This is a genomic window from Vibrio sp. 1151_11 (genome assembly GCF_029478525.1).
Taxonomy (GTDB): domain Bacteria; phylum Pseudomonadota; class Gammaproteobacteria; order Enterobacterales; family Vibrionaceae; genus Vibrio; species Vibrio anguillarum.
Genome location: NZ_SHMN01000003.1, coordinates 83648 through 108566, shown reverse-complemented (window position 1 = coordinate 108566; position 24919 = coordinate 83648). Strand labels below are relative to the sequence as shown.

The window sequence follows — 24919 nt, the reverse complement described above, 5'->3', positions numbered from 1 at the left end:
TGATTACCAAAGTAGCGTGCTACTTCCCCCGGTGAATTTGAATCTAACTCATTAATTTTATTGAATATATCTCAGGATGAGATTCAAGGTGCCAAGCACCAACATAATGATAATGATGACCATAAGGTCGATGGAGTATAAAAAATGAATTTTGCTACCTCTGGTAAACTTTCTCTTGCCGCAATTCTAATTTCAGCGGCACTACAAGCAAACGCAGGTATCAGTGTTGAAGGTGAACAAGGTGTTTTCTCAATCGGCGGTGATGTTGAGTTCGATATCAACCTTCGTGATAAAAATGCCACTGATAAGCAAGAGCTAAATCAAGACGGTCGTCTTTTGGTTCAAATCGCTGGTGAGCGCAGTGTGAGTGGTGACCGTTATATCAAAGCACAAGCACAGCCTTTACTTAAAACAACGGGTGATGTTGAGCTTGATGATGCGTGGATTGCATTTGGTCAAGCAAATAACTGGGAATTGAGAGTAGGTCGTTATGAAGCATTTGATCTATTCCCTGTTGGTCAAGATACTATGCTTGAATACGCAACAGCAGAACCGTATCGAGCGAATGCGGCTCGTGGTCGTGGCGATAACGGCCAAGTCGGTTTTAGTAAGACAGCGGATAATCTTTACTTTGAACTCTCTACCAAATTTGAGAAGAATGCGACTACAGCGGATAAAAATGCTGTGTTCATACGCCCAGTTGTTGCGTACCAAATCGTTGACTCAGTTCGTGTTGCTGCTGGTTTAGAAGCCAATCTGACTGCAGATGATAAAGATGCTGCGAATGATTTCCTTGGTTATGGCGCGACAGTTAACTATTCTGCTAACGATCTTTCTATCAACGTGAACTATGCGTTCCGTGATTTCGACAAAACTAAACAAGAAGATACGACCATCGGTGCTAACTTACTGTTTAAAGGCTTTGGTCTAGGTCATGTCTATGGTGATGTTGATAAAGGTACTAGCGAGAAGGTAAATACCACTTATGCTTCTTACCAATTTGCTAATGTGATGGATGTGGAAGATTTCTCTGTTTATCTAGGTACTTACTACTCGAAAGTAGACGACACAGAAAACAAAGATCTAGGCATGCGTATCCGTCTAAAATACTTCTTCTAAGTTTTAAAACTTAAGCATTAAATCTCAACTGCTTTTGATGCCTACCGTTCGGTAGGCATTTTTTGTATAAGCAGATGCGATGATTTACAGCTGTTTAAGCATCCACACATCGCAGCCGTTGTGCTCAGTGCCGTCCATTGGTCGATCCAAATGTATAAATCCGAGCTTTTCATATAACTGAATGGCGGATGTCATACTAGATAATGTATCCAAATAGCAAGATTGATAACCTGCATTTTGAGCAAACGATAGGCATGCTTCACTGAGCATTTTTCCCAGCCCGCAACCGCGACTTTCTGGTAATAAGAAGAGTTTTTTTAGCTCACAGATCCGTTGGCTATGATGAAAGGCTGCAATACCTGCTCCACCGACAATGATGCCGTCACGTTTGGCTACCAGATAAAGGCTGCTGCTCTCTTGCGTGTAATGTTGACTCATGTTTTCCACTTCAGCATCAGATGGGCCAAAACCCTCACCGATGGCCCCAAATTCAGCACCTACAGATTGGATAATTTTACAAATGTCCGGATCATCTTGTGGTTCGATTGGTGTTATCGTGATGTTCATCGTTTCTTCTTAAAAATAGTCATGTTTTTATTATTGTTTGGGGGGAGGGAGGTAATATCAAGAGAGCGGCAAAAATAATGCCGTTTTTTTGTTCAAGAGCAAGCCTCAGTATCATTTCAATTTGGCTTTAGAGGTGGCTTTCGATACTATGTGCAGCTATCTGAAAAATACAAAAACATCCTATACGGACACTACCTACAGGTAGATGAGGAAACGATGCAACATCTAGAAGAGATTATTGCTAATGCGAGCGCAGCGATTAATGCTGCCGATTCGCTAGTCGCACTTGATGAAGTGCGTGTTCAGTACTTGGGTAAAAAAGGTGAGTTAACCACTCAGCTACAGAGCCTAGGTAAATTGCCACCCGAAGAACGTCGCGCTGCAGGTCAAGAGATCAACGTTGCGAAAGAAACAGTGCAACACGCCATTGCTACGCGTAAAGATGCTTTGCAGCGAGCAGAGTTAGAAGCCAAACTAGCGGCTGAAACGATTGACGTTACTTTGCCTGGACGCCGCATTGAAAATGGTGGCTTACACCCAGTGACTCGCACAGTTGAACGCATTGAGCAGTTCTTTGGTGAGCTTGGTTTTCATGTTGAATCTGGCCCTGAAATTGAAGACGCCTTCCACAACTTTGATGCGTTGAATATCGCTGCCGATCACCCTGCACGTACTGATCACGATACCTTCTTCTTTAATCCAGATTTAATGTTGCGTACACACACGTCAGGTGTGCAAATTCGCACCATGGAAAATGGCCAACCACCGTTTCGTTTTATTGCGCCGGGCCGCGTATATCGTAATGACTACGACCAAACACACACACCAATGTTCCACCAAGTTGAAGGTATGTTGGTTGATGAGCACGTCAATTTTGCTCAGCTTAAAGGTATTTTGAACGATTTCTTATGTAACTTCTTTGAAGAAGAAGTTGAAGTGCGTTTCCGTCCTTCTTATTTCCCATTTACAGAACCTTCTGCGGAAGTGGATGTGAAGGGTAAAAATGGTAAATGGCTTGAAGTTCTAGGCTGTGGCATGGTTCACCCGAACGTTTTGCGCAGTGTTGGTATTGACCCTGAAAAATATTCTGGCTTTGCATTTGGTATGGGTGTTGAGCGTTTAACGATGCTTCGTTATGGCGTCAACGACCTACGCGCGTTCTTTGAGAACGATCTGCGCTTCCTCAAACAATTCAAGTAATTCAAGGGTAAACACAATGAAATTCAGCGAATCATGGCTTCGTGAGTGGGTTAACCCTGCGGTTACGACTGACGAACTTACACATCAAATTACAATGGCAGGCTTGGAAGTCGATGACGTTCTTGCTGTCGCCGGTGAATTTACTGGCGTCAAAGTGGGTCACGTTGTGGAATGTGGTCAACACCCAGATGCCGACAAACTGCGTGTAACGAAAGTTGACGTGGGTGAAGAAGAACTGCTTGATATCGTTTGTGGTGCAGCAAACTGCCGCCAAGGCTTAAAAGTGGCGGTAGCGACTGTCGGTGCGGTACTTCCTGGCGATTTTAAGATCAAAAAAGCAAAATTACGTGGTCAACCTTCTCACGGCATGCTTTGTTCATTCAGTGAGCTAGGGATTGATGTTGAATCCGCTGGCATTATGGAGCTTGCAGAAGATGCCATCGTTGGTACTGATTTCCGCGAATTCCTAAGCTTAGATGATGTGACTATTGATGTTGATTTGACCGCGAACCGCGCAGATTGCTTTAGTATTCGTGGCCTTGCTCGTGAAGTAGGTGTATTGAACCGCATTGATGTCACTGAGCCATCGGTCATCGCTGTTCCTGCTTCAATTGAAGATAAAGTCTCTATTGAAGTGAAAGCACCGGCCGCTTGTCCGCGTTATCTTGGCCGCGTGGTTAAAAACATTAATGTTCAAGCCCAAACACCGCTTTGGATGCAAGAGAAGTTACGCCGTTGTGGTCTACGTTCAATTGATCCAGTGGTTGATATCACTAACTATATCTTGCTTGAACAAGGCCAACCGATGCATGCCTTTGATCTTGCCAAGATCGAAGGCGGTATTGTTGTTCGTATGGCCGAGCAGGATGAAAAACTTACGCTACTCGATGGTACAGAAGCTAAGTTGAATGTCGATACGCTGGTTGTTGCCGATCACAATAAAGCATTAGCCATTGCGGGCATTTTTGGTGGTGAAGGTTCAGGCGTTAGCTCAGAAACCCAAGATGTACTGCTTGAGTGTGCTTTCTTTGCACCAGACCATATCCGCGGTCGTGCCCGTAGCTATGGCCTACATACTGATTCATCCATGCGTTTTGAGCGCGGTGTTGACTACGCGTTGCAAGCCAGTGCGATGGAACGAGCGACTCAGCTGCTGGTTGATATTTGTGGCGGTGAAGTTGCACCTATGGTTAGTGTTGAGTCTGAAACGGATTTACCTAAACCAAATCAAGTCACACTTCGTCGCACTAAACTGGACAGTTTGCTTGGTCATCACATTGCGGATGCTGATGTGGTTGAAATCCTAAAACGTTTAGGTATGAGTGTTGAGAGTTGCGCAGAAAGTTGGGTTGCTACTGCGCCAACGTGGCGTTTTGATATCGCGATTGAGCAAGACTTGATTGAGGAAGTTGGCCGTATTTACGGTTACAACAATATTCCTAATCAAGCTCCCGTTGCAGCATTGAGCATGAATGACCACCAAGAAGCAAACTTGCCACTTAAGCGTGTTCGTCATTTGTTAGTTGACCGTGGTTACCATGAAGCGATCACCTACAGCTTCGTTGAGCCAGAGCAGCAGAAACTGATTGTTCCAGATGTTGAACCACTCATTCTACCTAATCCTATTTCTGCTGATATGTCGGCGATGCGTTTGGGCTTGATCCAAGGTCTATTAAATACCGTGGTTCATAACCAGAAACGCCAGCAGCCACGCGTTCGTTTGTTTGAATATGGTTTGCGTTTTATTCCTGATGCTTCGGCAGAGAACGGTATGCGCCAAGAGCCTATGCTCGCGGGGGTAATATCCGGTACTCGTGGTGAAGAGCACTGGAACATGGACACCGCAACGGTTGATTTCTTCGATCTAAAAGGTGACTTGGAAGCCATTCTTGATTTAACCGCCAACGGCAAAGCTTACAGCTTTACTTCTATTGCACACCCAGCGCTGCACCCTGGGCAATCGGCCGCTATCGTTGTCGATGGTGAGATTATTGGGGTGATAGGCACTGTTCATCCAGAGCTTGAGCGTAAGTTTGGCTTGAATGGCCGCACCATCGTATTTGAACTTGAATGGTCAGCTGTGAACACCCGTGTAATTCCAGAAGCTGCATCACTGTCTAAGTTCCCAGCGAACCGCCGTGATATAGCACTGGTTGTTGATGGCGCCATTGCTTCAGGTGATATTGTCGATGCATGTCGTAACGCTGGTGGTGAGCTTCTAAAAGAGGCGAAGCTGTTTGACGTTTATGTAGGCAAAGGGGTTGAAGAGGGCAAGAAGAGTTTAGCGATTGCGTTGATGCTTCAATCGACTGAACGTACTTTAGAAGAAGCCGATATTGCAAGCGCTGTTGAATCGATTGTGACTTCAGTAGCGGCACAGTTTGGTGCAGCCCTGCGCGACTAATTCAGAAAGTAGCCTAAGTATATTTGAGCAGGTTCAAGTTGGGCCTGCTTTTTTATATGCAATTTAGTGACAAGTTAGTGTTAAACAAGTCTATGATTTAACAGGTTATAAATTTTTTTATCAGAAATCGATATCCATTCAAAATAGTATGAAATTCTGAAAATATTGGCTGTTATGATATAACTAACTAAATTGTCAGTGTTTTTTCTCAATCTTCGACGTCTAATTGTATAAATGCAGCCAGTATATGCGCTTATTTTGATGAAACTATTAATATTGTTGCGAATAAAAAAGTTGGCGAAAATCAGAAGCTTGGCATACACTTTTCAGGTAAAGCCGATATCTTATTGATTGGCTAAGCGAAAATGCTTTGGCGCTGCTTAGAAGCAGCAAGGTTTAACATAGCTTTGAGGGAAGTTTTATGGCGCTCACAAAGGCCGAATTGGCTGAAAACCTGTTTGAAAAGCTTGGATACAGTAAACGGGATGCCAAGGAAACGGTTGAAGTGTTTTTCGAAGAGATTCGCAAGGCGCTTGAAAGTGGCGAACAGGTAAAACTATCTGGTTTTGGTAATTTTGATCTACGAGACAAAAACGAGCGTCCGGGTCGAAACCCAAAAACAGGTGAGGATATTCCTATCTCCGCTCGACGTGTCGTAACGTTCCGCCCAGGGCAGAAATTAAAAGCCCGAGTCGAGAACATTAATGTCGAAAAATAGACCGAGCAATAGACCACGCTATGCGTGGTCTTTTTTTTCTGTTTATGGTGAGTTAAGGGTTCTGAACGTATTAGGCTGCTTGAATATGAGTGGTGATATACGGCTGCCAGGCGTTTTGGTAGAGCTCGATAGATTGGCGACGAAACTGGTTAATTTGCGCTTTTTCAATATCATGTAACGCTCGCTTCTCTAATGCGGCGACACGTTCAAACTTCTGGATCTGTTCATAGAAACGATGTTCGGGGCCATTTTTCACATCGGCAATGGCTTTAAGATGTAATTGTACTTCTGCAATAACATTGGTTTTAGGAAGTTGAACCAGTAAGTTTAAATCACGATAGCCTGATGCGGCAGGCGATTTAAAGCGGTTCTTTACTTTTACGATGCTGGCTTCTCGGCTTAATACTTCATAAGCCTCGACTAAGCTTGGCACATCATTTGCCACAAGAGTTGTTCTGGCTAAATCTGTGATCCTATCAGCTCGCCCACCTAATTCATGTTCTATTTTACTTAATGCTCGGTCACGTGATTTCACGCCAGAAAAGTGAGCCTCTGTTGATGTTAGTAAAGCAGTACTTCTGCACAATGTTTCAAGTTCACGTTGAGCTTGGTGAGCTTTACTGTAGAGAATTTCAAAATCGTTGTAGGGTTGCAAAGGCTGGTTGTTGGTGGACTGGATGCCATATAAACCGCTTAAACTATGCTTGAACAGTTTAGATGAGAGTTGATTTTTCGATTCACCAACTTTGGCATCACTTTCTGAATTGAACGGAACGGCTGCAAAGGCAGGGGCTCTGCTTAGTACTAAAAGCATCAGTGCCGTAGTACGTAAAAATAGGCTCATTCATTCTCCTTAACTTAGTCTAGGTAAAAGGTGAAACCAAAATAGACCTAAACACGTGATAACCAGAGTCGCTTGCTATGAGATCTTGGGATGAACAAAGTCAACTCAATAGCTCGTGGAACAATTAATCCATAATTTTGCGCTTTATCACAGGTCTTATCTTCAGACGCCTCGCCAGGCTATCTGTTCAATTTGATGTGTTACCAAGTGTATCTAATGAGGATGAACCAAATATGAACATCTTTATCTGTCTTTGTGCTGTTTGTTTAACCCGTTGGGGATTCACTTATTAGTCAGTAGCATGTACTTTGTCTGGCTGTAGATTTTAATCGTAGAGTACGAAGATAATGAAAGATCCCGAGTTTTGGCACAAGAAATGGGCATCCAACCAAATAGGATTTCACTTAGAAGATGTGAACCCATTGTTGATCGAATATTGGCCTCAACTCTCACCTCAACGAAATGAAAGTGTATTTGTACCATTGTGCGGAAAAAGTGAAGATTTGATATGGCTCGCTTCCCAGCATGAACAGGTTCAGGGTGTAGAGCTGAGTGAAATTGCCGTTCGTTCCTTTTTTGCCGAGCATTTTTATACGCCAACGGTCACTCGCTTAAATGGAGCGCATGAGCTGTATCAGTTTGATGAACTGATGATTTATACCGGAGATGTCTTTAGTGCGCCGCTAAAAGCGGTTGAGCTTATCTACGACCGAGCGGCGTTAGTTGCGTTGCCCCCTGAAATGCGAAAGGAGTACGTTACTCGCTTGCTTTCACTGTTAAAAGAGGGCGGAAGGGTGCTGCTTGTGACGCTGGATTACGTTCAAAGTGAAATGATGGGCCCTCCATTCTGTGTCGCCAAAAATGAAGTTGAGTCGTTATTCACTGACTGCAAAGTGACGTGTCTGTTTCGTGACGATGCTGATGAAAATCACCCTAAGATCAGTCAACGAGGATTAAGCCGTTTTGCTGAAGTCGTGTGGTTAATTGAGAAGTAACAGACTATGCTTAAATCGTTTATTTATACATCTTATACAACAATAAATAGGTAGGTTTTAGGCGTTTGATGAGAGCAAGCCATTACGTCTATATCAGCCGCTCTAATACTAAGGAAAAACTATGGGTTTGTTTAGTAGGAAGCCAAACAGCAATCAACAGTCTAAAAAGAGCAGTGATGAACTGGTGGTTGATTCAATAAAACGCACGATGGCTTATATTGAGTTTGATCCACAAGGACATATTCTGACTGCCAGCTCCTCATTCTTACAAGTGTTGGGTTATTCATTATCGGAAGTGGTGGGCCAGCATCATCGAATGTTCTGTGAAAGTGAATTTGTTAATGCGCCTCAATATAGTCAACTTTGGCAAAATTTAGCGCAAGGTAAAACTCATGCGGGTACGTTTTGCCGTTTAACTAAAAGCCATAATAAAGTGTGGATTGAAGCTACGTACATCCCAGTAAAAGATGAGCAAGGAAAAGTGGTTAAGGTGGTGAAGATTGCCAGTGATGTAACTGCTGCAAAAGAGAAATTGGATAGACAAGTGGCCGTATTTGAAGCTGTCGATAAGTCAATGGCTGTGATTTCTTTCACTCCCGATGGGACGGTTGTAGACGCGAATCCAAACTTTCTGTCCTGTGTTGGGTACAAATTGCAAGAAATCGTTGGTAAACACCACCGATTATTTTGTGATGATGAATTTTATAAAAAGAACCCAAATTTTTGGGCGTCGCTCGCCAGTGGTCATTTTAAAACGGGATTATTTAAACGTTTTACAAAACATGGTGATGAAATTTGGTTAGAAGCGACTTATAACCCCATCTTTAACGAAAAGCATAAAGTGATTGGTGTGACTAAGTTTGCAACCGATGTCACGCAACGAGTACAACAAGCTCGGGCGATTAAAGATGCAGCAGAAGTGGCGCATCACACCTCACAAGAAACGGTACATATTGCTCAACTTGGGACGGGAACGCTAGCCGAAGCCGCCTCCATTGCTAAAGAGATTGATAACGCGATCACTAAGGCGAATACATCGATGACGCAACTGGCCAATCAGTCGCAGCAAATCACCAAAATTGTAACCACCATTACAGGCATAGCAGAACAGACTAATTTGCTGGCGCTCAACGCCGCTATCGAGGCTGCGCGTGCTGGGGAGTATGGCCGGGGTTTTGCGGTGGTTGCTGATGAGGTGCGCTCATTGGCCTCCAATACCACCAAAGCGACCGATGAAATTGGTAATATTGTTAAGCTCAATAGCGAACTGACCAACAGCTCGACATCGATGATGGGGGCAATTCAAGGCCAAGTCACGGCATGTAACAGCAAACTAGAAGAGACGCAAAAGCTGATTGATGAAATGAGAAAAGCCGCGGACAGTGTGGTTGGCACGGTCAGTGAACTGATTAAAGAGTAAAGCTCTGCAGCGAGTATTGTTGGTGAAGAAAATGAAAGCGAGCCTAGTGGCTCGCTTTGCGTTTTTACAGAATCACTTGCACGCTTTTGGCACATTGAATTGCGTTGTGCAAAGCCTGTTTGAGTTCTTTATCTTTCGCCAGAGCAACCCCAAGCCGACGGCGTCCATCAATGTCTGGTTTACCAAACAGACGAAGTTGAGTGTGTGGGATAGACAGTGCTTCATTTATTCCATCAAATCTAAGGTTAGTGGAGGTGCCTTGACCTAAAATAACCGCAGATGCCGATGGCCCATATTGGGTAATACTGTTGATTGGCATACCCGTGAACGCGCGCACGTGTAGCGAAAATTCAGACAGCTCTTGCGAAATAAGGGTGACCATTCCCGTATCATGTGGGCGAGGGGATACTTCATTGAAGATAACATTATCGCCTTTTACAAACAGTTCAACCCCAAATAAGCCGTAACCACCGAGTGCATTAACCACTTGTTCTGCTACATATTCAGCGGCTTTAATTGCGTTAGCCGACATCACTTGTGGTTGCCATGATTCGCGATAATCCCCTTCCTCTTGTCGATGGCCAATGGGAGCGCAGAAATGGACACCATCCACTGCTCGAATCGTCAAGAGAGTAATTTCGTAGTCGAAATCGATAAAGCCTTCGACGATCACTCTCCCAGCTCCACTGCGGCCACCTTCTTGAGCGTATGCCCAAGCGCGGCTAATATCCTCTTGCGTCTTAATCACACTTTGGCCTTTACCTGATGAACTCATCACAGGCTTAACTACGCAAGGCATACCGACATGCTCAATCGCCAGTACAAAATCATTATAGTCATCAGCAAACTGATAAGGAGAGGTAGGTAAGGCAAGAGTTTCTGCGGCTAAACGGCGAATGCCTTCACGGTTCATCGTCAATTGAGTGGCCGTTGCAGTGGGGACAACGTTTAAGCCTTGCGCTTCCAGTTCAACCAGCTTATGCGTGGCAATTGCTTCAATTTCTGGCACCACGTAGTCTGGTTTTTCGAGTTCGATAATGGCTTGTAGCGCATCGCCATCGAGCATATCCAATACGTGGCTACGATGCGCCACCTGCATTGCTGGAGCGTTGGCGTAGCGATCACAGGCAATCACTTCTAAACCAAGGCGTTGGCATTCAATTGCCACCTCTTTGCCCAATTCTCCGGAACCAAGCAGTAAAACGCGGGTGGCATTTTCACGTGTAGCAGTACCAAACATAGTGAATCCTTACATTCAAGCAATAGGTAATAGCGAAAACAGCCAAAATCATACTAAAATTAAGAATAAAAGCAAACGTTTGCCTTTGTGATGAGAGATGAGTGATTTCCTGTTCGTGCTGCCGATAGAGTGGTTTGTGTAATACGCAGTAAACGAACTCATATCTGTACAAAATTAAGGCTGAAATAGCAATTAATGTGCAGTAAACAGCATTCGAGAAACTGCGTTAAGAATATGAAGTAATTTCAGTCTAAAGTTTATGTGAGATTGACTAAGAAAAAGACACCTATGGCTATGAAAACTTTCTTACGTTTGCGTTTTATTACTCTACACACGAAAACTGCTCTGTTGTTTTCTGTCGGGTTGGTTGGGATCATTCTTAGCAGCTTATTTATTACTCGCCACTTTTTTTTATATAGTTTGAATGAACTTGAATCAATTGAGATTCATCGAGATAGCAATCAAGCTCAGTCGGTCATTCAAGATCTTTTAGTACAGCAAGAAAAGCGTTCTTATGATTGGGCTTATTGGGATGAAACTTATCAGTTGCTGTTGAATGGCGACACTCAATTTGCTGAGCGCAACTTGTATCCTGATTCCCTCGATACTTTAGGTTTAGACGTCTTGGCTTTCATCACCGAATCTTCGCAATTGGTTGAATACTTATGTCGGGATATTGAGTTTGGCACAAACTGTTCGTTAGTGGAACAGTTGATACGCTCACAAGGTGTGAGCGACCATTTAATTCAGATGCATCATACACTTGATGAGGATAAAACCAGCCGCTCTGGCCTCATCCGTGTGGAAAATAGTGTATGGGTGGTGAGCCTAACTCCGGTGCGTAACAGTGAAGGTACGGCTGATGTTGTGGGTTGGATGCTATGGGGACAGCACTTAACCCGTCGTTTCCCTTCTCAGTATCAGAACCTACTAACCGCTAAACATGACATTGTAGTTACCGATGTTCCTGTGATTTTACCTGTTAGTCATAATCAAGAGGGTATTGAAAGAGATCAAAATAATATCACGCATTACACCTTACTTAGTGATATGACAGGGCAACCTATTGGTTATCTAAAAACCTGTGCTCAGCGGCTTTACTATCAAAAAGGGAACGAAACTTTTTATTATTTGATTTTGACGATCATTATTGCGGCCGCCTTTGTTGCCGTGGCTACTTTTGCTCTGTTTCGCAGCAAGGTAGCCAAACGGTTTGAGAATTTTGAGCGAGGGATCAATCAGCTGATTGAAGAGAGTGCATTCTCTTCACAATCGAATGATAAGCAAGATGAGTTTGAACGAATTACCGAACTTGTCCGTTCACTTGCTGCCTCATCCTCTTTGGCGGAAGATAGGCTTAAAGAGACGTTACAGAAATTTGATGCACTTTATCAAAGCCAAAATCTCGGAATGTTGCTGGTGGTTGATCGCTTCATTGTCGATGTGAATCAAGCCTTGTTGGATATGCTTTCTTATTCTAGAGATGAGTTGGTTGGAAAGGTTTTAGATGAGTTTTGTATTATACAAAATGATGTAGTGTGCAGCAGTGAATTACTCTACCAAAATATAGAACAAGGGATGCGTGAATTTGAGGGACATGTTGTTACAAAGGGTCAGCAGCGTTTAGAGTGTCTTATCGAAGCTACATTGATAGAACAACGTGGGCATCGCTCTATCATGCTATCGATTACTGATATCAGCGAGCAAAAGCAGCAAGAGCAGCTTATTTACGACCTTACCCATTGTGACCCAGTGTCAGGTTTACTTAATCGTCCAACGATGATGAGCCAAGTCCAGCCTTTGATTGACAATCCGACCGAATGTGGTGGGTTTTCCATGCTCTACCTACGGGTTAAAAGACTAAAAGAAATTTCAGAAGTGTACGGACACAGTGCTTACGATATGGCCGTTAAACATTTTTCGGCTACGCTTAGAAACCGTTTCAACACGTCCATAATGGGACGAATTAGTGAATATGAATTTATGGTGTGTGAGTTGGGTAACGGTGGAACCTCTTTTTTGATTCACAGAGGCACTAAGCTTATCGATAGTTACAAGAGGAAGACTGACATTGGCGGCTTGGAACTCGATTTGAGAGTGGAAGGTGCTGTGATTGATTCACAATTGGCTATCGATTCTTTTGAAACTTTGGTTCAAAGTGGTTTTTATGCCATTCAACAAACAGAGAAAGCTGGAGCCAGCTTGGTTGTTTCAGTGACACAAGAATTGTTTGTTCATGCCCAGAAGTCGTTAGCGATCAATCGAGATCTCATCTCAGCTGTGAAAGATGGCCATATTATTGCTTACTATCAGCCGATTGTTCGTGCAGACAGTGCCGAAATCATTGGCTTTGAAGCTCTTGCTCGCTGGGAACACCCTCAACTTGGTATGGTTTCGCCAGCCGTATTTATCCCTTTGGTTGAGCAACGTAAAGTGATCATTGAATTGGGAGAGCAGATACTAGGCCAAGCTTGCCAATTTATTAACGAATTGCAAACGCAGTCGCAATTTTCGTTGGGTAAACGGCTAAGTATTCACGTCAATCTTTCTAGCCCGCATTTCTACAGTAAAAAATTGGTCGGGTACTTATCAGGATTGATTGAAAAATATCAAATTGAACCGGGACAATTAGTGCTCGAATTGACGGAAAGTATGTTGTTGGGGGCTGAAGAAGAGACGATCAAACGCATGGATGCGATAAAAAAACTCGGTATACAGTTGGCGCTTGATGATTTTGGTACGGGGTATTCCTCGTTTAGTACATTGTGTGATTTTCCATTAGATATAGTGAAGTTAGACCAGTCTTATATTTCCACATTGGAATCCAATGACAAAGCCAAAACCTTGGTGCGCAGTATTATCAATATGTCGCAAGAGCTAGGCTTAACTACCGTGGCTGAAGGGGTTGAAACTGCTTCGCAACTGCGCAAGCTCAAAGTCTGGAATATTGATGAGATCCAAGGCTTCTATTTTTACAAGCCGATGAGTAAACAAGAGGTGTTCGATAATTTGTTGGGCGGAAAGGATATGCGGTAAAACCTGCACCATCAAAAGGAAAAAATCCCCATGCGTTGGGGATTTTTCACTAGAGCGCCTAAACCACAAGATAGGAAAGAGGAATGTCTGGGTTAATTACTTCCAAGGTGGCTTGAGTATCGGCTAAATGGCTAATACTGCCATCAGACATCTCAACTAATGCGGCTGCGACAATATTATCAAAGCGTTGGCCATCCATCATTAACTGAACAAGAGCAACTTGCAATGGTGGTAAGCTTGGGTTGAATGCGGCATTTTCAGCATACGCACCGACGTAGGTTTTACCATTCTCAACTTGCAGGGCAACACCACTGAGATTGTTGGTATAGGGTGCGTAACTGCGGTTTAGGCCATTAAGAGCTAAGCCAATGAGTGGGTCATCTTCGCTAGTTGTTTTGCCGTGGTTAGCGTCTGCCATTAGACCAGAATCAACACCTAAATCGGCAGGACCAAATGATTCAGGTAGGTACTCTTGCAGTGACTTCTCATCACGCTGTGGTAGCTGAATGGCAAGCGAGTCTGCGGTCGTAAGCTCATTCATAAACTGACGGCAGTGCCCACAAGGGCTGAAGTTGATGGTAATGTCAGCAACGCCTTGTTCACCTTTCATCCACGCATGGCTGATGGCACATTGCTCGGCGTGTACGGTTTGGCCCAATTGCGCACCGGAAAACTCCATATTCGCGCCAAAGTACAAACGGCCCGATAAACCTCTGACGATGGCTCCCACGTAAAAGTTTGAAAGTGGTACATAAGCATAGGCGGCCGCAAAAGGCAGCAGTGCAACGCGCAATTCCGCATCGTCTAACCCAGAAAGAGAAAGCAGTTGGTTGAACTGTTCTGGTGATAGGGTTGCGTCAAAATCATCGCACAGCAGAATGGGCGACAAAAATTCTGCAACGGGTTTTGGCGTATCAGCTAGCGCCTGTTCAATACGGCTTTTCATAATGAGTCCTTATCTATGTATTGAGGAATATTCTAGGCGAAGAATGAAATTTTACTGAGATTTAAGTCACGTAATTCAATGTAACATGATTTTGGTTTTCACATTTAGAGTGAGGTCACACATGAAATCGATTACAGTCAGCCTTAGAGTGAGACACGTCTACAATCAAAATCCATGAGTAGACGTATCTTTGATTTCTGTTGGCACTCTATAGCGTGGACAACCACATTGAAAAAGCAAAAAAACTTGGAGCAAGTATCGATGTGATTACGCCGCACACGACTAATGCAAGTGAACTAAAGGCTGCGTCACGTGGATCTTTTTCAGCGCAGGTTGCTGTGCCCAGCGCATGAGATACGGTGCCCATGGTTAAGCCTTTAGCAATGGGATGCGTAATGTTGAGAAGGTTGTAGATAGGGTAGGCGAGAATCGCGCCAAACAGCCCTACAATGACCACTAAAACGGCGGCAATGGCTGGCTCCCCACCGAGGTTACTGGAAACTTCCATCGCAATCGGTGTGGTGACTGATTTACCCAGTAGGCTGGCGATTAAATGTATATCCGTTTGAAGATAAACAGCAATTAAGCTGGCTGTGAGCATTGACATAGCACTGCCCACCCCGCAGGCGAGGGCAATGATGCGCCAATTTGAGCGGATCTGAGGCAGTTGTTCATAGAGAGGATAAGCCAGCGCCACCACGGCCGGTTGCAACAGAAAGCTAAGCCATTGGTTATCAGCATAGTAACTGGCATAAGGGATGTTAAAAAATAGCAAGATAGGAATGATGATCACAAGGCTGAGCAGTAACGGATTCATTATGGCCGTTTTGCATTTTTTACTGATCCAACGTGTCAGGAAAAAGACCGCAATCGTGAGCAATAACCACATCACTTATTCCCCTTTTTCAAAAAACGATCCAGCCCTAAACCCAGACAAACTAATACGATCAGCGTACCGCCCACCGCGCTAGCAAGAATCGGTATGGCGTTACTCATCAATAAATCAAAATGCTCGATTAATCCGACACTGATAGGGACAAATAAAATGACCATATAACGGATAAAAAGACTGGCACTGGGTTTTACCCATTCGACAGGCACGAGCCCACTTGCCAATAAACTAAACAGAATTAGCATTCCGATAATACTGCCCGGAATGGTGATGCCAAGCCAATGTTGAAGATTGATACCTGCCATCAGGCAAAGGAAAATCAGCCCCATAGAGACCAAATATTTTGCAATGGTATTCACAATAAAAGTCGGTGCCTTGTTGTGCCTAAACTATTTTCGGAAATGGAATCGCAGCGTGTTGGTTTGAAACCTGACAGCGCGAAAACCTCGTACATTAACTCGCGATGTCTTCGACATAACGGTAAACGGATTTTAAAATAGCCATTTTCTTTTCGTCACTGCTGTGGGTGTGAACTAAGTTCTCTAAATTGAGCATGTACTCTTCAAGGTGGCTTTCGAAATAATCACGACAGTGGGTTGCCCAACGTCTTTGCTCTTCGTCACTTAATGTCAATGGGTAATGGCGAGCGCGGTAGCGAAACAGCAAGGGTTCGATGCGCTTATCGCTAAAACTAATGTCTAATGCGGCGAGGTTGACAGGGTCAGCTTGGCGAATGATCTCCATCGCCGCTTTGTCGGCCGGAGAGAAGAAACCGTCGTAGAGTTGAGTATCGACATCGTCACTGTGCTTATATTCTCGCTCAATTGTGTAGAGGCCAATCAGCTTTTCTCTAATCTCTGGGTACTGCTTGATGAGCGCTAAGTGTTCAAGGCACAGGTTTCTATCGACCCCGATATGGTCTGCATTTTCGGCCGTTAATGTTTTGGCCGGCGCAAGGATAGGGCATTTATTGAGATGCACTAATTTGATGGGCACTGGCAATTCATCTTCTGCCAACTCTTCGCGTTTGGTATATAGACGTTGATGCAGTTCTTCGCTGCTTAAATCGATCAGGGGTTGAGGGTTTTTGGCAAGGTCCACCACAATAACCGAATTTTGATTGGTGGGATGCCAAGCAATCGGCACGATCCAACTGGTGTATTGGCATTCTCGGCCTAACATACCCGATACGTGCATTAAAGGTGTCATGTTGACGATATCAATCAGATCATTGAGTTTGCGTTTATGGCGCATGTTAAAAAAGTAATCAAACAACTTGGGTTGGGCGGCTTTTACTTTTTTGGCCAGCTCAATGGTGGCGATAACATCGGCCATAGCATCGTGGGCATTTGCGTGTTCGATGCCATTGGCAACCGAGAGATGCTCCAACTTAAAACTGGTAAAGCCTTCGTCATTTTCGGGCCAGTTGATGCCTTCTGGGCGTAGCGCATGGCAGGCGCGCATCACATCAAGTAAATCCCAGCGTGAATTGCCGTTTTGCCAGCTCCAAGCATACGGATCAATGAAATTACGATAGCAAGTGTAACGCGTTACTTCATCATCAAAACGAATACTGTTGTAACCAAGGCTGGTGGTGTTGGGTGTGGCGAGTTGTTGATGAATTTTGGCGATAAATTCAGGCTCTGGCAAGCCTTGGGCCACCGCTTTTTGTGGTGTGATACCCGTAATAAGCGCCGCTTCTGGAGAAGGCAAATAGTCCGCTGGTGGTTGGCAATAGATGACCAGTGGTTCGCCAATAATATTAAAATCCATATCGGTGCGAACGCCCGCAAATTGGCTCGGACGATCTTTCGCAGGGTTGACTCCCCACGTCTCATAGTCGAGGAAAAAGAAAGTAGGCGGGTGCTCTTGTCGCATTCGATAGTATCCAGTCGCTGAAATTTAAGGTTTATTAGACCATTGCCTGTGTGACATAGCAATGTGCGAAGCATGCTCTGATGAGGATTTGAAATGAAAAAGCCGGCGCATTGGCACCGGCTTGGAGAAAAACGAGAACGTTCGATACTTTCTAGGCTTGCTGTTCTTGAACTTGTACCTGTTTACCGTTCAGTAAGCGGCTGGTAATGGTACCTGCCGTCATTGAGCCTGAAACGTTCAACGCGGTGCGGGCCATATCAATCAACGGTTCAATGGAGATAAGCAGTGCTGCAATCGTCACTGGTAGGCCCATCGCTGGTAGTACGATTAAGGCTGCAAAAGTGGCACCGCCACCGACGCCGGCAATACCAAATGAGCTGATTGCGATAATAGCCACTAGCGACAAAATAAAGTGCACGTCCATTGGATTAATACCGACGGTAGGAGCAACCATCACAGCGAGCATGGCTGGGTAAATACCAGCGCAGCCGTTTTGACCAATAGTGGCACCGAATGAAGCCGATAGGTTGGCAATGGCTGGTGGTACGTTCAGCTTAGTGATTTGCGCTTCTACATTCAGAGGAATGGTTGCCGCTGAGCTACGTGAGGTAAACGCGAAGGTCAACACTGGCCAAATTTTCTGAAAATACTCTTTAGGGCTAACGCCTACAAAAGAAACCAAGATACCGTGCACCACAAACATCAATGCAATGGCGACATAAGAGGCGACAATAAAACCGAGCAAACTCAGAATATCGCCCGCACTTGATGTAGCGACAACTTTCGCCATCAACGCCGCAATACCGTAAGGGGTTAGTGCCATCACCATTTTCACGAGGCGCATCACAATCGACTGTATCGCTTCGACAAAGGTGCGGATTGGCGTTTCTAGCTCGGCTTTCTCTGACATTACTTTACGCGCCGCAATACCCGTTAGTACGCCAAAAATAACCACAGCGATGATCGAGGTTGAGCGAGCACCGGTTAAGTCGGCAAAAGGATTGGTCGGAATAAAGCTTAATAGCATTTGAGGAATAGTTAAATCACTCACAGTAGCGGCGCGGCTTTCTAGTACAGCAATACGCGCCGTTTCACGGCTGCCTTCAACGAGGCCGTCTGCTGTTAAACCAAAAGCTTGGGTGACAAAAATACCGATCAATGCCGAGACAGCAGTCGTCAGCAGTAAGATAGAAATGGTCAGGCCAGAGATTTTACCCAGCGAGCCACCTTTATCGAGCTTCACAACCGCAGCGATCATCGACACCAGCACCAAAGGCATAATCACCATTTTTAGCAAACCAACATAGCCGTTACCGACGACGTTGACCCAGCCTAATGTTTCCTTGATAGCCACATGTCCTTCACCAAGAACTACTTGTAGAGCAAGGCCAAATGCGCTGCCTAGGATTAACCCAAGTAGCACTAAGCGTGAAAGAGTGTGAGACTTTTTCTGCTGTCCGAAGAGAAAAAACAGAATACCAATAAATACTGCGAGTGCGGCAATGGCTGCAACTGACATGATGCGACACCTTAAAAGTTGTGTACCCATGATTACGTTGATCGCCGATGAGCGATGTAGTCGATAATGCTAGGTAAAAGGGGAATAAAAGCGATGAAACGCAACCATATCTTTTAACGTAGGTTAATCCAAAGACAAAATCAGCATGATTTAGAACAAATGGTTATCAATCTTTCTATTGTGCTGGTAAATGAACCGATCGGTGAATTATTTAAGCAAGTCATTGATACTTCTTGAGCAAGGCAAGCATATCGCGAGAGTGCAAAATATCTATGGCGTGTGGTTGTATCGAGCCGAGCTCTACTTAACTCACAAAATCTCGCGAGTTCAGCTGATGATCTGAATAATTTAGTGAGTAAGTTTAAGACCCAGTAATTTCTGGGGAGATTTTTTATACCTAACCCATTTGAAGGAGAGAAAGTTAACCACTGACTTGTTGTTTCCATAAACGTGCGTAAAGTCCTGCACGTGCGAGCAACGCTTCGTGAGTACCTTGCTCGGCCACTTGCCCATCTTCGATGACGATAATGTTATCGGCATGACGAATCGTCGATAACCGATGTGCAATACTGATCACCGTTCGATCATGGCAAATGGTTTCCATATTGCTCATGATGGCCGCCTCTGACTGATAATCGAGCGCTGAAGTCGCTTCATCAAGCAGTAAGATTTTTGGGTTAACTAACAATGCGCGAGCCAGTGCAATGCGTTGACGTTGCCCGCCAGATAAGTTGGCACCTCTTTCTCCTACTTGTTGTTCAAACCCTTGTGGCAGCGCTTCAATAAAGCTTAACGCACCAGCAAGCTTTGCAACGTTTATCAGCTCTGCATCGCTTGCATCGGGTTTACAAAGACGAATATTGTCGGCAACGCTGCCTGCAAATAGCATGCTTTCTTGCAGCACCACACTCATGCTGCGCCTTAACGAGACTGGATCTGCAATGGCGAGATCCATACCATCGACTAAGACTTGCCCATGCAAAGGTACATAAAGACGCTGTAGCAGTTTCGTTAATGTACTTTTGCCTGATCCGGAAGGCCCGGTAATACCGATAAATTGCCCCGGAGCGATGGTCAACGAGAGATTCGCTAAGACTTCCGGTGCATCGATATGATAACGGAAGCGAACATTTTTAAACTCAATGCCTCCTTGAACAGAAGGGATGGAAGCAAGGCCATCTTTACTATTTTCAGCCGGTTCGTTAAGAATGTCGCCTACGCGACGCAAGGCTACTAAGGTGTGCTGGAAATCTTGCCACACTTGCGCAAGTCGCAAAACGGGTTGAGTAACATGCCCTGCTAGCATATTGAAGGCGACCAATTCACCGGGGGTGAGCTGTCCATTGAGCACTAAGTTGACTCCCCACCAAAGTAAAATGGCAGCGGCTATTTTCTGCACTAAGGCAATCAATTGCCCAGCAATCAAACTGGCTTTTTGGGCTGAAAACGCGCATTCAATTTGTCGACTGAGTATTTGCTGCCACCGTTCTAAAAATCGAGCTTCCGTTGCAGTTGTCTTGATTGTTTCAATACCCGTTATAGATTCAGTCAGGAAGGTGGTTGTCTCTGCTTCTGCGTCATACTCTGTCGTTACCTTGTGACGAACCCAAGGTCCAATACCTAACCACAGCAGAAAATAAATCACTAATGAACCGAGAATCAGCCCGGTGAGCGCTGGCGCATAATGAAACATCACACCAATAAAGAGGGTGATAAAAATGAGATCCAAGAGCAGCATTAAGGTTGAGCCCGTCAAAAACTGACGTATTTGCGCCATTTCCCGTACGCGGGCGATGATTTGCCCCGTTTGACGCTGCTTGAAATAACTTAATGGGAGATTAATCAAATGCCGATACAATCGCCCCGATAGCTCTGCATTGACTTGACTAGAAAGATGACCAAAAACCGTATTGCGCAAATAACTGTAAAGAGGTTCAGCAATAGCCAGCGCAAGCATAGCCAGCGCTAAAACGTGCAAACTCGACAAACTTCGCCCCACAAGAACCTTATCAATAACGGTTTCAAAAAGTTTGGGACCAAACAGGGCAAACAGTTGCAGCACAATCGAATACAGAAACACATCACGTAGCTGTTTTGACTGACGGAGTACCGAAGGCATAAACCAGCGGAGGCCAAAAGCGACATCGCTTGGCTCTATACTCTGCTCAATCAGTAATAAGACCTCATAACAAGAGCTTGAAGATCCTTGCGCCAACGGAAACTCGAAATAGCGCTGTTTAATGGGATCGTACAAGGTCCAACCATACTCGTTTAGCGCATGAATGACATGCCATTGCTGACGGATTTTGACCAATGCAGGTAGCGGGATCGGCTCGCTTCCTCTGACGGTGATCATTCGGCTTTTCAGACCAATAGATTGAGCGGCTCGCTGAATGTCGAGAGCACTGAGCTCATTTTCGGCAACGCCTAGTGTATGAATCAGTTGTGATGGCGTGACTTTCTTATCAAATGAAAGGCTGGCGAACGAGAGGGCCGCTAATGCGCCATGGCTTTCTTGATCATGAACCGTTGAGACGGTGTTGGTTAAGGTATCCACTCTATTTTTCTCGCAATGCTTCAGCTTGATATTCTCGGATTGGGCTGAGTAGATAATCGATGATCCGACGTTGGTCGGTTTTAATCTCAGCCACGACAGACATACCGGGTAATAAGGCAACAGAGGCACCATCGACCTCAATTGTGTGGTTTAACAATTGCACTTGAGCGGGAAAAACCAACCCAAGTTGCTCATCCATTGTCGAGTCTCTAGAGACGTGGACCAATGTTGCCGACAAGGTGCCGTAACGCGTGTAGGGAAAGGCATCAATTTTCAACGTCACGGGTTGGCCAGCATAAATAAAGCCAATGTCTTTATTGAGAATTTTAACTTCGGCGACTTGTACCGAATCGTCAGGCACAATAATCATCAAATTTTGTGCTGGTTGTAAGACCGCTCCAAGGGTGTGAACACTCAATTGCTGTACAGTGCCAGTGACAGGAGATCGAACCACTTGTAATCCTTCATGTTCGCGTACTTTGTCCAGTTCATGTTGCAGCGCTGAGAGTTGTAGGTGTGCTTGCTGACTTTTGTCTTGCCACTCTCTGGCTTTTTGCGCACGCAGCGCTTTTAAACGCTCTTCTAGGTTGAGATATTGCTTTTGCAGCACATGTTGTTGTGATGTTTGCTGGGCTAACGCTCGTTCGGATTCTAATAACTCTTTTTCCTGCTCCAGATACTGCACTTGACCGATCAAACGCTGTTGCTTGAGCTTTTTTTGAGCATCAAGGCGCTGAGTAATATTACTCACTAACTGTTTTAAGCCTCTGATGTCGACTTCAAGTGAGGACTGGGAAGCAAGATTGACCTGCATTTCAGCACGCAAGTTTTCCAACACCGATGTGAATTCGTTCTTTTCAGTATCAAAGCTGTCGATGACCTCTTGCTGTGCCGAAGGTGCCAATGCCAAATACAGGGGATGTTGAGCTAGATCAGCCTTACCACGCAAAGCTTGATACTTGAGAAATTCATGGGTTTGATAGCGTATTTGATGACGCAAACGTTCAATATCTTGGCTAACGCCTAACGTGTCCAGAGTCAGTAAGGGCATCCCTTTTTCGACACGTTCGCCGTCTGCTATATGGATTTGTGCTACTCGGCTTTGTTCGTAAGACTGAATCACTTGCGAGCGCCCAGGGACTAACAGCCGCCCGTTTGCGGTCGCTTGGATATCCAATTTCCCCCAATAGGTCCAAAGTAAGGTGAGCAGTAACCCTACACTTAGCGTGATGGCGGTGATGCGAGCAAACGGAGAGGGCGGGCTCTGCTGTAGAGCAAGATGGCCGGGTAAAAACTCAAAGTAGCCGTTCGTTTTCGAGCGCTTAGAGCGAAGCTTCTTTAACTGAGAGATCATACTCGCTCATCCTCTTGTTTTAATGCTTGTTGCAGTTGCCATAGCTGGAAATATTTGCCTTGCTCTGCGAGAAGTTGTAGATGCGTGCCTTGCTCTGCAATCTCGCCTTTTTCCAGCACGATAATTCGGTCACACTCTCTTACCGTAGAGAGGCGGTGTGCGATGGTAATAACGGTGCGCCCAGCGGCAATTTGCTCCATATTGGTTTGAATGATGGCTTGTGATTCATCATCTAAAGCGCTGGTGGCTTCATCAAGAATCAAAATCTTAGGGTCTGCAAGCAGTGTGCGGGCAATGGCTAAACGTTGTCGTTGCCCGCCTGAAAGTGACTGCCCCCCTTCAGCTAAAATCGTGTCGTAACCCAGTGGCAGTTTTAAAATAAACTCATGAGCGCCCGCTAATTTTGCTGCTTGCACAATCTCATCCAAGTTGGCTTGTGGCTTTGAATGGGCAATGTTGTCACTAACACTTTTACTAAAGAGAAAGTTCTCTTGTGATACCACCCCCAACTGGCGACGCAATTCATGAACACCGATCTGTTTGAGTGAAGTGTTATCGAACATGATTTGGCCTGATTCAGGGCTGTACAGCTTGAGTAAAAGCCGAGCCAAGGTGCTTTTTCCCGACCCCGAGCCACCGACCACACCAATTTTCTCACCCGCTTGGATATTGAGTGAAAGCTGATTGATGGTCAGCGGTAAATCGGGTTGATAACGGAAACTCACTTTACTGAGAGTGATCGCACCTTGCAGTTGTAGGGGATGGCTAGCTTGCTGCTGCTCGGTGGGCAAATTGAGTAGGTCGGAAAGTTTATCGACTGCAATTTGCGCTTGTATAAATTGTCCCCACAGCTCGACGAGCCGGGCAAGAGTTTGTGCAACATGACTGGCTAGCATGTTAAAAGCGATCAGTTGACCTATGGTCATTTGTAACGCGAGCACTTCGGATGCGCCAATCCATAGTAGAAAGACGCTCGCTATTTTTTGGATGAACTGCACTGCGTGGCTAGAGCGGTTATTCCACTGCTGAACCACATAGTTGCTCGATATCATCTGTTCGGTTTGAGTATCCCAACGTCGAATAAAGCGAGGTTCAGTCGCTAAGCTTTTAATGGTATCACTCCCCGCGACGGTTTCAGTTAGAAACGAAGTGTTGTGCGCCATATGGGTAAATTGTTGTTCAATCGCTTGTTGCAGCCTTGGGGTTAGCCACCAAGCCAAAAAGAGATAACACGGCAGTGTGGCCAATACCAATAAGGTTAGCCCGCCAGAAAGTAAGCTCATCACATAGAAAAAGATCACGAGAAAAACGAGATCAATCGTGAGGGTAAACATCGAACCTGTGATGAACTCGCGTATGGTATCGAGCTCTCTTACTCGAGTCACAATCGCCCCAACTTGCCTTGATTTGAAAAACAGCAGTGGTAAACCGAACAGATGATGAACCAATTTAATGCCAAGCTTAATATCAATGCGGTTAGCGGTATGAGCATATTGATATTCGCGTAAACCGCGTAGCAATACCTCAGCTATTCCAGAAATAACTAAGACGAACACTAAAACATCGAGTGTCGAGTGGGCTTGATGCACTAATACTTTGTCCATCACGACTTGGAAAAATAGCGGTGTAATAAGTGCAATAACTTGCAGTACGAAAGAGAATAAAACAATCTCAGCGATTAAATGTTTATGTTGCGATAATTCAGGTAAGAACCAACGAATATCAAAAGAGGATTGCTTTTTTTTGATATCTAGCGTTTTGCCATTCCAATTCTGTTTTAAATAGCTTGCATCTACTACTTTTGGGGTATCTGAATCACATGGGTGAATTAAACATTTATCCTGTTCAACTTTAGCCAAAATAAATGGGTGATTATTTTTGTTAAATAAAATAATCGGTTTCTTTATTTTAGTAATTCCAGTAAAAGACTTCACTTTATTAGCAGTGACTAAATAATTTCTTCCTTTTAAATCTTTTATTATTGAATCAATTGCATTGGATGGCGTTTCATTAGAGATGTCTAATTTTATCTCACGAATTCCGATCAGCGGTAAGTAGACTGATAAGCAATGTAGCATGGCTTTTTTTTCATTTAAATCAGTCATATATTTGATTCTTCAAGGGCCAGGAAAAGAAAGGGGGGCGGATTATATCATTAATATTGATGAATGCTCAAATATTACCTGGTCTGACTAGCTGGTATGGTTTTTTAAGATCTTTATTATCAATG

At 44.6% G+C, this 24919-nt stretch carries 18 protein-coding genes; 7 read left to right on the top strand and 11 right to left on the bottom strand.

All coding sequences use genetic code 11. From position 1 onward, the window contains the following. The first annotated feature begins 144 nt into the window (after positions 1 to 144). Entirely contained in the window at positions 145 to 1119 is a 975-nt protein-coding gene (locus EXZ60_RS03565) for a carbohydrate porin (protein WP_170888333.1), read from the top strand. 84 nt (positions 1120 to 1203) lie between these two features. Here the strand turns inward: EXZ60_RS03565 and EXZ60_RS03560 are convergent, their stop codons facing one another. Beyond that, positions 1204 to 1686 carry a GNAT family N-acetyltransferase gene (locus EXZ60_RS03560; RefSeq protein WP_019282586.1) on the bottom strand — a complete coding sequence of 161 codons (483 nt, stop codon included), beginning with the start codon at positions 1684 to 1686 and terminating at the stop codon, positions 1204 to 1206. 216 nt (positions 1687 to 1902) lie between these two features. Here EXZ60_RS03560 and pheS point away from each other — a divergent pair, with 216 nt between their 5' ends. The 3 genes from pheS (at position 1903) to ihfA (ending at position 6008) form a co-directional block, all read left to right on the top strand. Beyond that, entirely contained in the window at positions 1903 to 2886 is a 984-nt protein-coding gene (gene pheS, locus EXZ60_RS03555) for a phenylalanine--tRNA ligase subunit alpha (RefSeq protein WP_277435338.1), read from the top strand. Between the two features lie 16 nt (positions 2887 to 2902). Then, entirely contained in the window at positions 2903 to 5290 is a 2388-nt protein-coding gene (gene pheT, locus EXZ60_RS03550; RefSeq protein ID WP_277435292.1) for a phenylalanine--tRNA ligase subunit beta, read from the top strand. 421 nt (positions 5291 to 5711) lie between these two features. Further along, positions 5712 to 6008, top strand: a complete 297-nt coding sequence (gene ihfA / locus EXZ60_RS03545) for an integration host factor subunit alpha (RefSeq protein ID WP_010319630.1) — start codon at positions 5712 to 5714, stop codon at positions 6006 to 6008. A gap of 70 nt (positions 6009 to 6078) precedes the next feature. Here the strand turns inward: ihfA and EXZ60_RS03540 are convergent, their stop codons facing one another. Continuing rightward, on the bottom strand, positions 6079 to 6852 hold the full coding sequence (locus EXZ60_RS03540; RefSeq protein WP_017044849.1) for a phosphoribosylglycinamide formyltransferase: 774 nt from the start codon (positions 6850 to 6852) through the stop codon (positions 6079 to 6081). A 347-nt stretch (positions 6853 to 7199) separates the two neighbouring features. On the opposite strand from EXZ60_RS03540, the gene EXZ60_RS03535 reads away from it, so the two are divergent. Further along, entirely contained in the window at positions 7200 to 7847 is a 648-nt protein-coding gene (locus EXZ60_RS03535) for a thiopurine S-methyltransferase (RefSeq protein WP_047688272.1), read from the top strand. 121 nt (positions 7848 to 7968) lie between these two features. Further along, positions 7969 to 9267 carry a PAS domain-containing methyl-accepting chemotaxis protein gene (locus EXZ60_RS03530; RefSeq protein ID WP_194545179.1) on the top strand — a complete coding sequence of 433 codons (1299 nt, stop codon included), beginning with the start codon at positions 7969 to 7971 and terminating at the stop codon, positions 9265 to 9267. A gap of 64 nt (positions 9268 to 9331) precedes the next feature. Here the strand turns inward: EXZ60_RS03530 and purT are convergent, their stop codons facing one another. Then, positions 9332 to 10507, bottom strand: coding sequence for a formate-dependent phosphoribosylglycinamide formyltransferase (gene purT / locus EXZ60_RS03525; protein ID WP_194545180.1), 1176 nt, complete (start codon positions 10505 to 10507; stop codon positions 9332 to 9334). Positions 10508 to 10795: 288 nt separating this feature from the next. Between purT and EXZ60_RS03520 the strand changes: the two genes are divergently transcribed. After that, positions 10796 to 13543 carry an EAL domain-containing protein gene (locus tag EXZ60_RS03520; protein WP_277435291.1) on the top strand — a complete coding sequence of 916 codons (2748 nt, stop codon included), beginning with the start codon at positions 10796 to 10798 and terminating at the stop codon, positions 13541 to 13543. Positions 13544 to 13601: 58 nt separating this feature from the next. Here EXZ60_RS03520 and cdd read toward each other — a convergent pair whose 3' ends face one another. From cdd to EXZ60_RS03480, 8 genes are all read right to left on the bottom strand, one after another. Continuing rightward, entirely contained in the window at positions 13602 to 14489 is an 888-nt protein-coding gene (gene cdd / locus EXZ60_RS03515) for a cytidine deaminase (protein ID WP_017047013.1), read from the bottom strand. 208 nt (positions 14490 to 14697) lie between these two features. Next, complete coding sequence (locus EXZ60_RS03510; RefSeq protein WP_010319624.1) at positions 14698 to 15378, bottom strand: CidB/LrgB family autolysis modulator; 681 nt, start codon at positions 15376 to 15378, stop codon at positions 14698 to 14700. Further along, a complete protein-coding gene (locus EXZ60_RS03505; RefSeq protein WP_033197434.1) occupies positions 15378 to 15710 on the bottom strand; it encodes a CidA/LrgA family protein in 333 nt (110 codons plus the stop codon). Before EXZ60_RS03505 ends, EXZ60_RS03510 begins: the two co-directional genes overlap by 1 nt. A gap of 124 nt (positions 15711 to 15834) precedes the next feature. After that, positions 15835 to 17259 carry an exodeoxyribonuclease I gene (gene sbcB / locus EXZ60_RS03500; RefSeq protein WP_017044049.1) on the bottom strand — a complete coding sequence of 475 codons (1425 nt, stop codon included), beginning with the start codon at positions 17257 to 17259 and terminating at the stop codon, positions 15835 to 15837. Between the two features lie 151 nt (positions 17260 to 17410). Beyond that, positions 17411 to 18778, bottom strand: coding sequence for an L-cystine transporter (locus EXZ60_RS03495; protein ID WP_026028454.1), 1368 nt, complete (start codon positions 18776 to 18778; stop codon positions 17411 to 17413). A gap of 421 nt (positions 18779 to 19199) precedes the next feature. After that, positions 19200 to 21335 (bottom strand): type I secretion system permease/ATPase, encoded by a 2136-nt coding sequence (locus EXZ60_RS03490; RefSeq protein WP_277435290.1) that lies wholly within the window; start codon positions 21333 to 21335, stop codon positions 19200 to 19202. A 1-nt stretch (position 21336) separates the two neighbouring features. After that, positions 21337 to 22689 (bottom strand): HlyD family type I secretion periplasmic adaptor subunit, encoded by a 1353-nt coding sequence (locus EXZ60_RS03485; RefSeq protein ID WP_088728917.1) that lies wholly within the window; start codon positions 22687 to 22689, stop codon positions 21337 to 21339. Further along, positions 22686 to 24794 carry a type I secretion system permease/ATPase gene (locus EXZ60_RS03480; RefSeq protein ID WP_277435289.1) on the bottom strand — a complete coding sequence of 703 codons (2109 nt, stop codon included), beginning with the start codon at positions 24792 to 24794 and terminating at the stop codon, positions 22686 to 22688. Before EXZ60_RS03480 ends, EXZ60_RS03485 begins: the two co-directional genes overlap by 4 nt. Positions 24795 to 24919 lie beyond the last annotated feature (125 nt).

Coding starts and splice junctions, on each gene's coding strand:
- EXZ60_RS03565 (WP_170888333.1), top strand. CDS start 145: ATGAATTTTGCTACCTCTGGTAAACTTTCTCTTGCCGCAATTCTAATT.
- EXZ60_RS03560 (WP_019282586.1), bottom strand. CDS start 1,686: ATGAACATCACGATAACACCAATCGAACCACAAGATGATCCGGACATT.
- pheS (WP_277435338.1), top strand. CDS start 1,903: ATGCAACATCTAGAAGAGATTATTGCTAATGCGAGCGCAGCGATTAAT.
- pheT (WP_277435292.1), top strand. CDS start 2,903: ATGAAATTCAGCGAATCATGGCTTCGTGAGTGGGTTAACCCTGCGGTT.
- ihfA (WP_010319630.1), top strand. CDS start 5,712: ATGGCGCTCACAAAGGCCGAATTGGCTGAAAACCTGTTTGAAAAGCTT.
- EXZ60_RS03540 (WP_017044849.1), bottom strand. CDS start 6,852: ATGAGCCTATTTTTACGTACTACGGCACTGATGCTTTTAGTACTAAGC.
- EXZ60_RS03535 (WP_047688272.1), top strand. CDS start 7,200: ATGAAAGATCCCGAGTTTTGGCACAAGAAATGGGCATCCAACCAAATA.
- EXZ60_RS03530 (WP_194545179.1), top strand. CDS start 7,969: ATGGGTTTGTTTAGTAGGAAGCCAAACAGCAATCAACAGTCTAAAAAG.
- purT (WP_194545180.1), bottom strand. CDS start 10,507: ATGTTTGGTACTGCTACACGTGAAAATGCCACCCGCGTTTTACTGCTT.
- EXZ60_RS03520 (WP_277435291.1), top strand. CDS start 10,796: ATGGCTATGAAAACTTTCTTACGTTTGCGTTTTATTACTCTACACACG.
- cdd (WP_017047013.1), bottom strand. CDS start 14,489: ATGAAAAGCCGTATTGAACAGGCGCTAGCTGATACGCCAAAACCCGTT.
- EXZ60_RS03510 (WP_010319624.1), bottom strand. CDS start 15,378: ATGTGGTTATTGCTCACGATTGCGGTCTTTTTCCTGACACGTTGGATC.
- EXZ60_RS03505 (WP_033197434.1), bottom strand. CDS start 15,710: ATGGGGCTGATTTTCCTTTGCCTGATGGCAGGTATCAATCTTCAACAT.
- sbcB (WP_017044049.1), bottom strand. CDS start 17,259: ATGCGACAAGAGCACCCGCCTACTTTCTTTTTCCTCGACTATGAGACG.
- EXZ60_RS03495 (WP_026028454.1), bottom strand. CDS start 18,778: ATGTCAGTTGCAGCCATTGCCGCACTCGCAGTATTTATTGGTATTCTG.
- EXZ60_RS03485 (WP_088728917.1), bottom strand. CDS start 22,689: ATGATCTCTCAGTTAAAGAAGCTTCGCTCTAAGCGCTCGAAAACGAAC.
- EXZ60_RS03480 (WP_277435289.1), bottom strand. CDS start 24,794: ATGACTGATTTAAATGAAAAAAAAGCCATGCTACATTGCTTATCAGTC.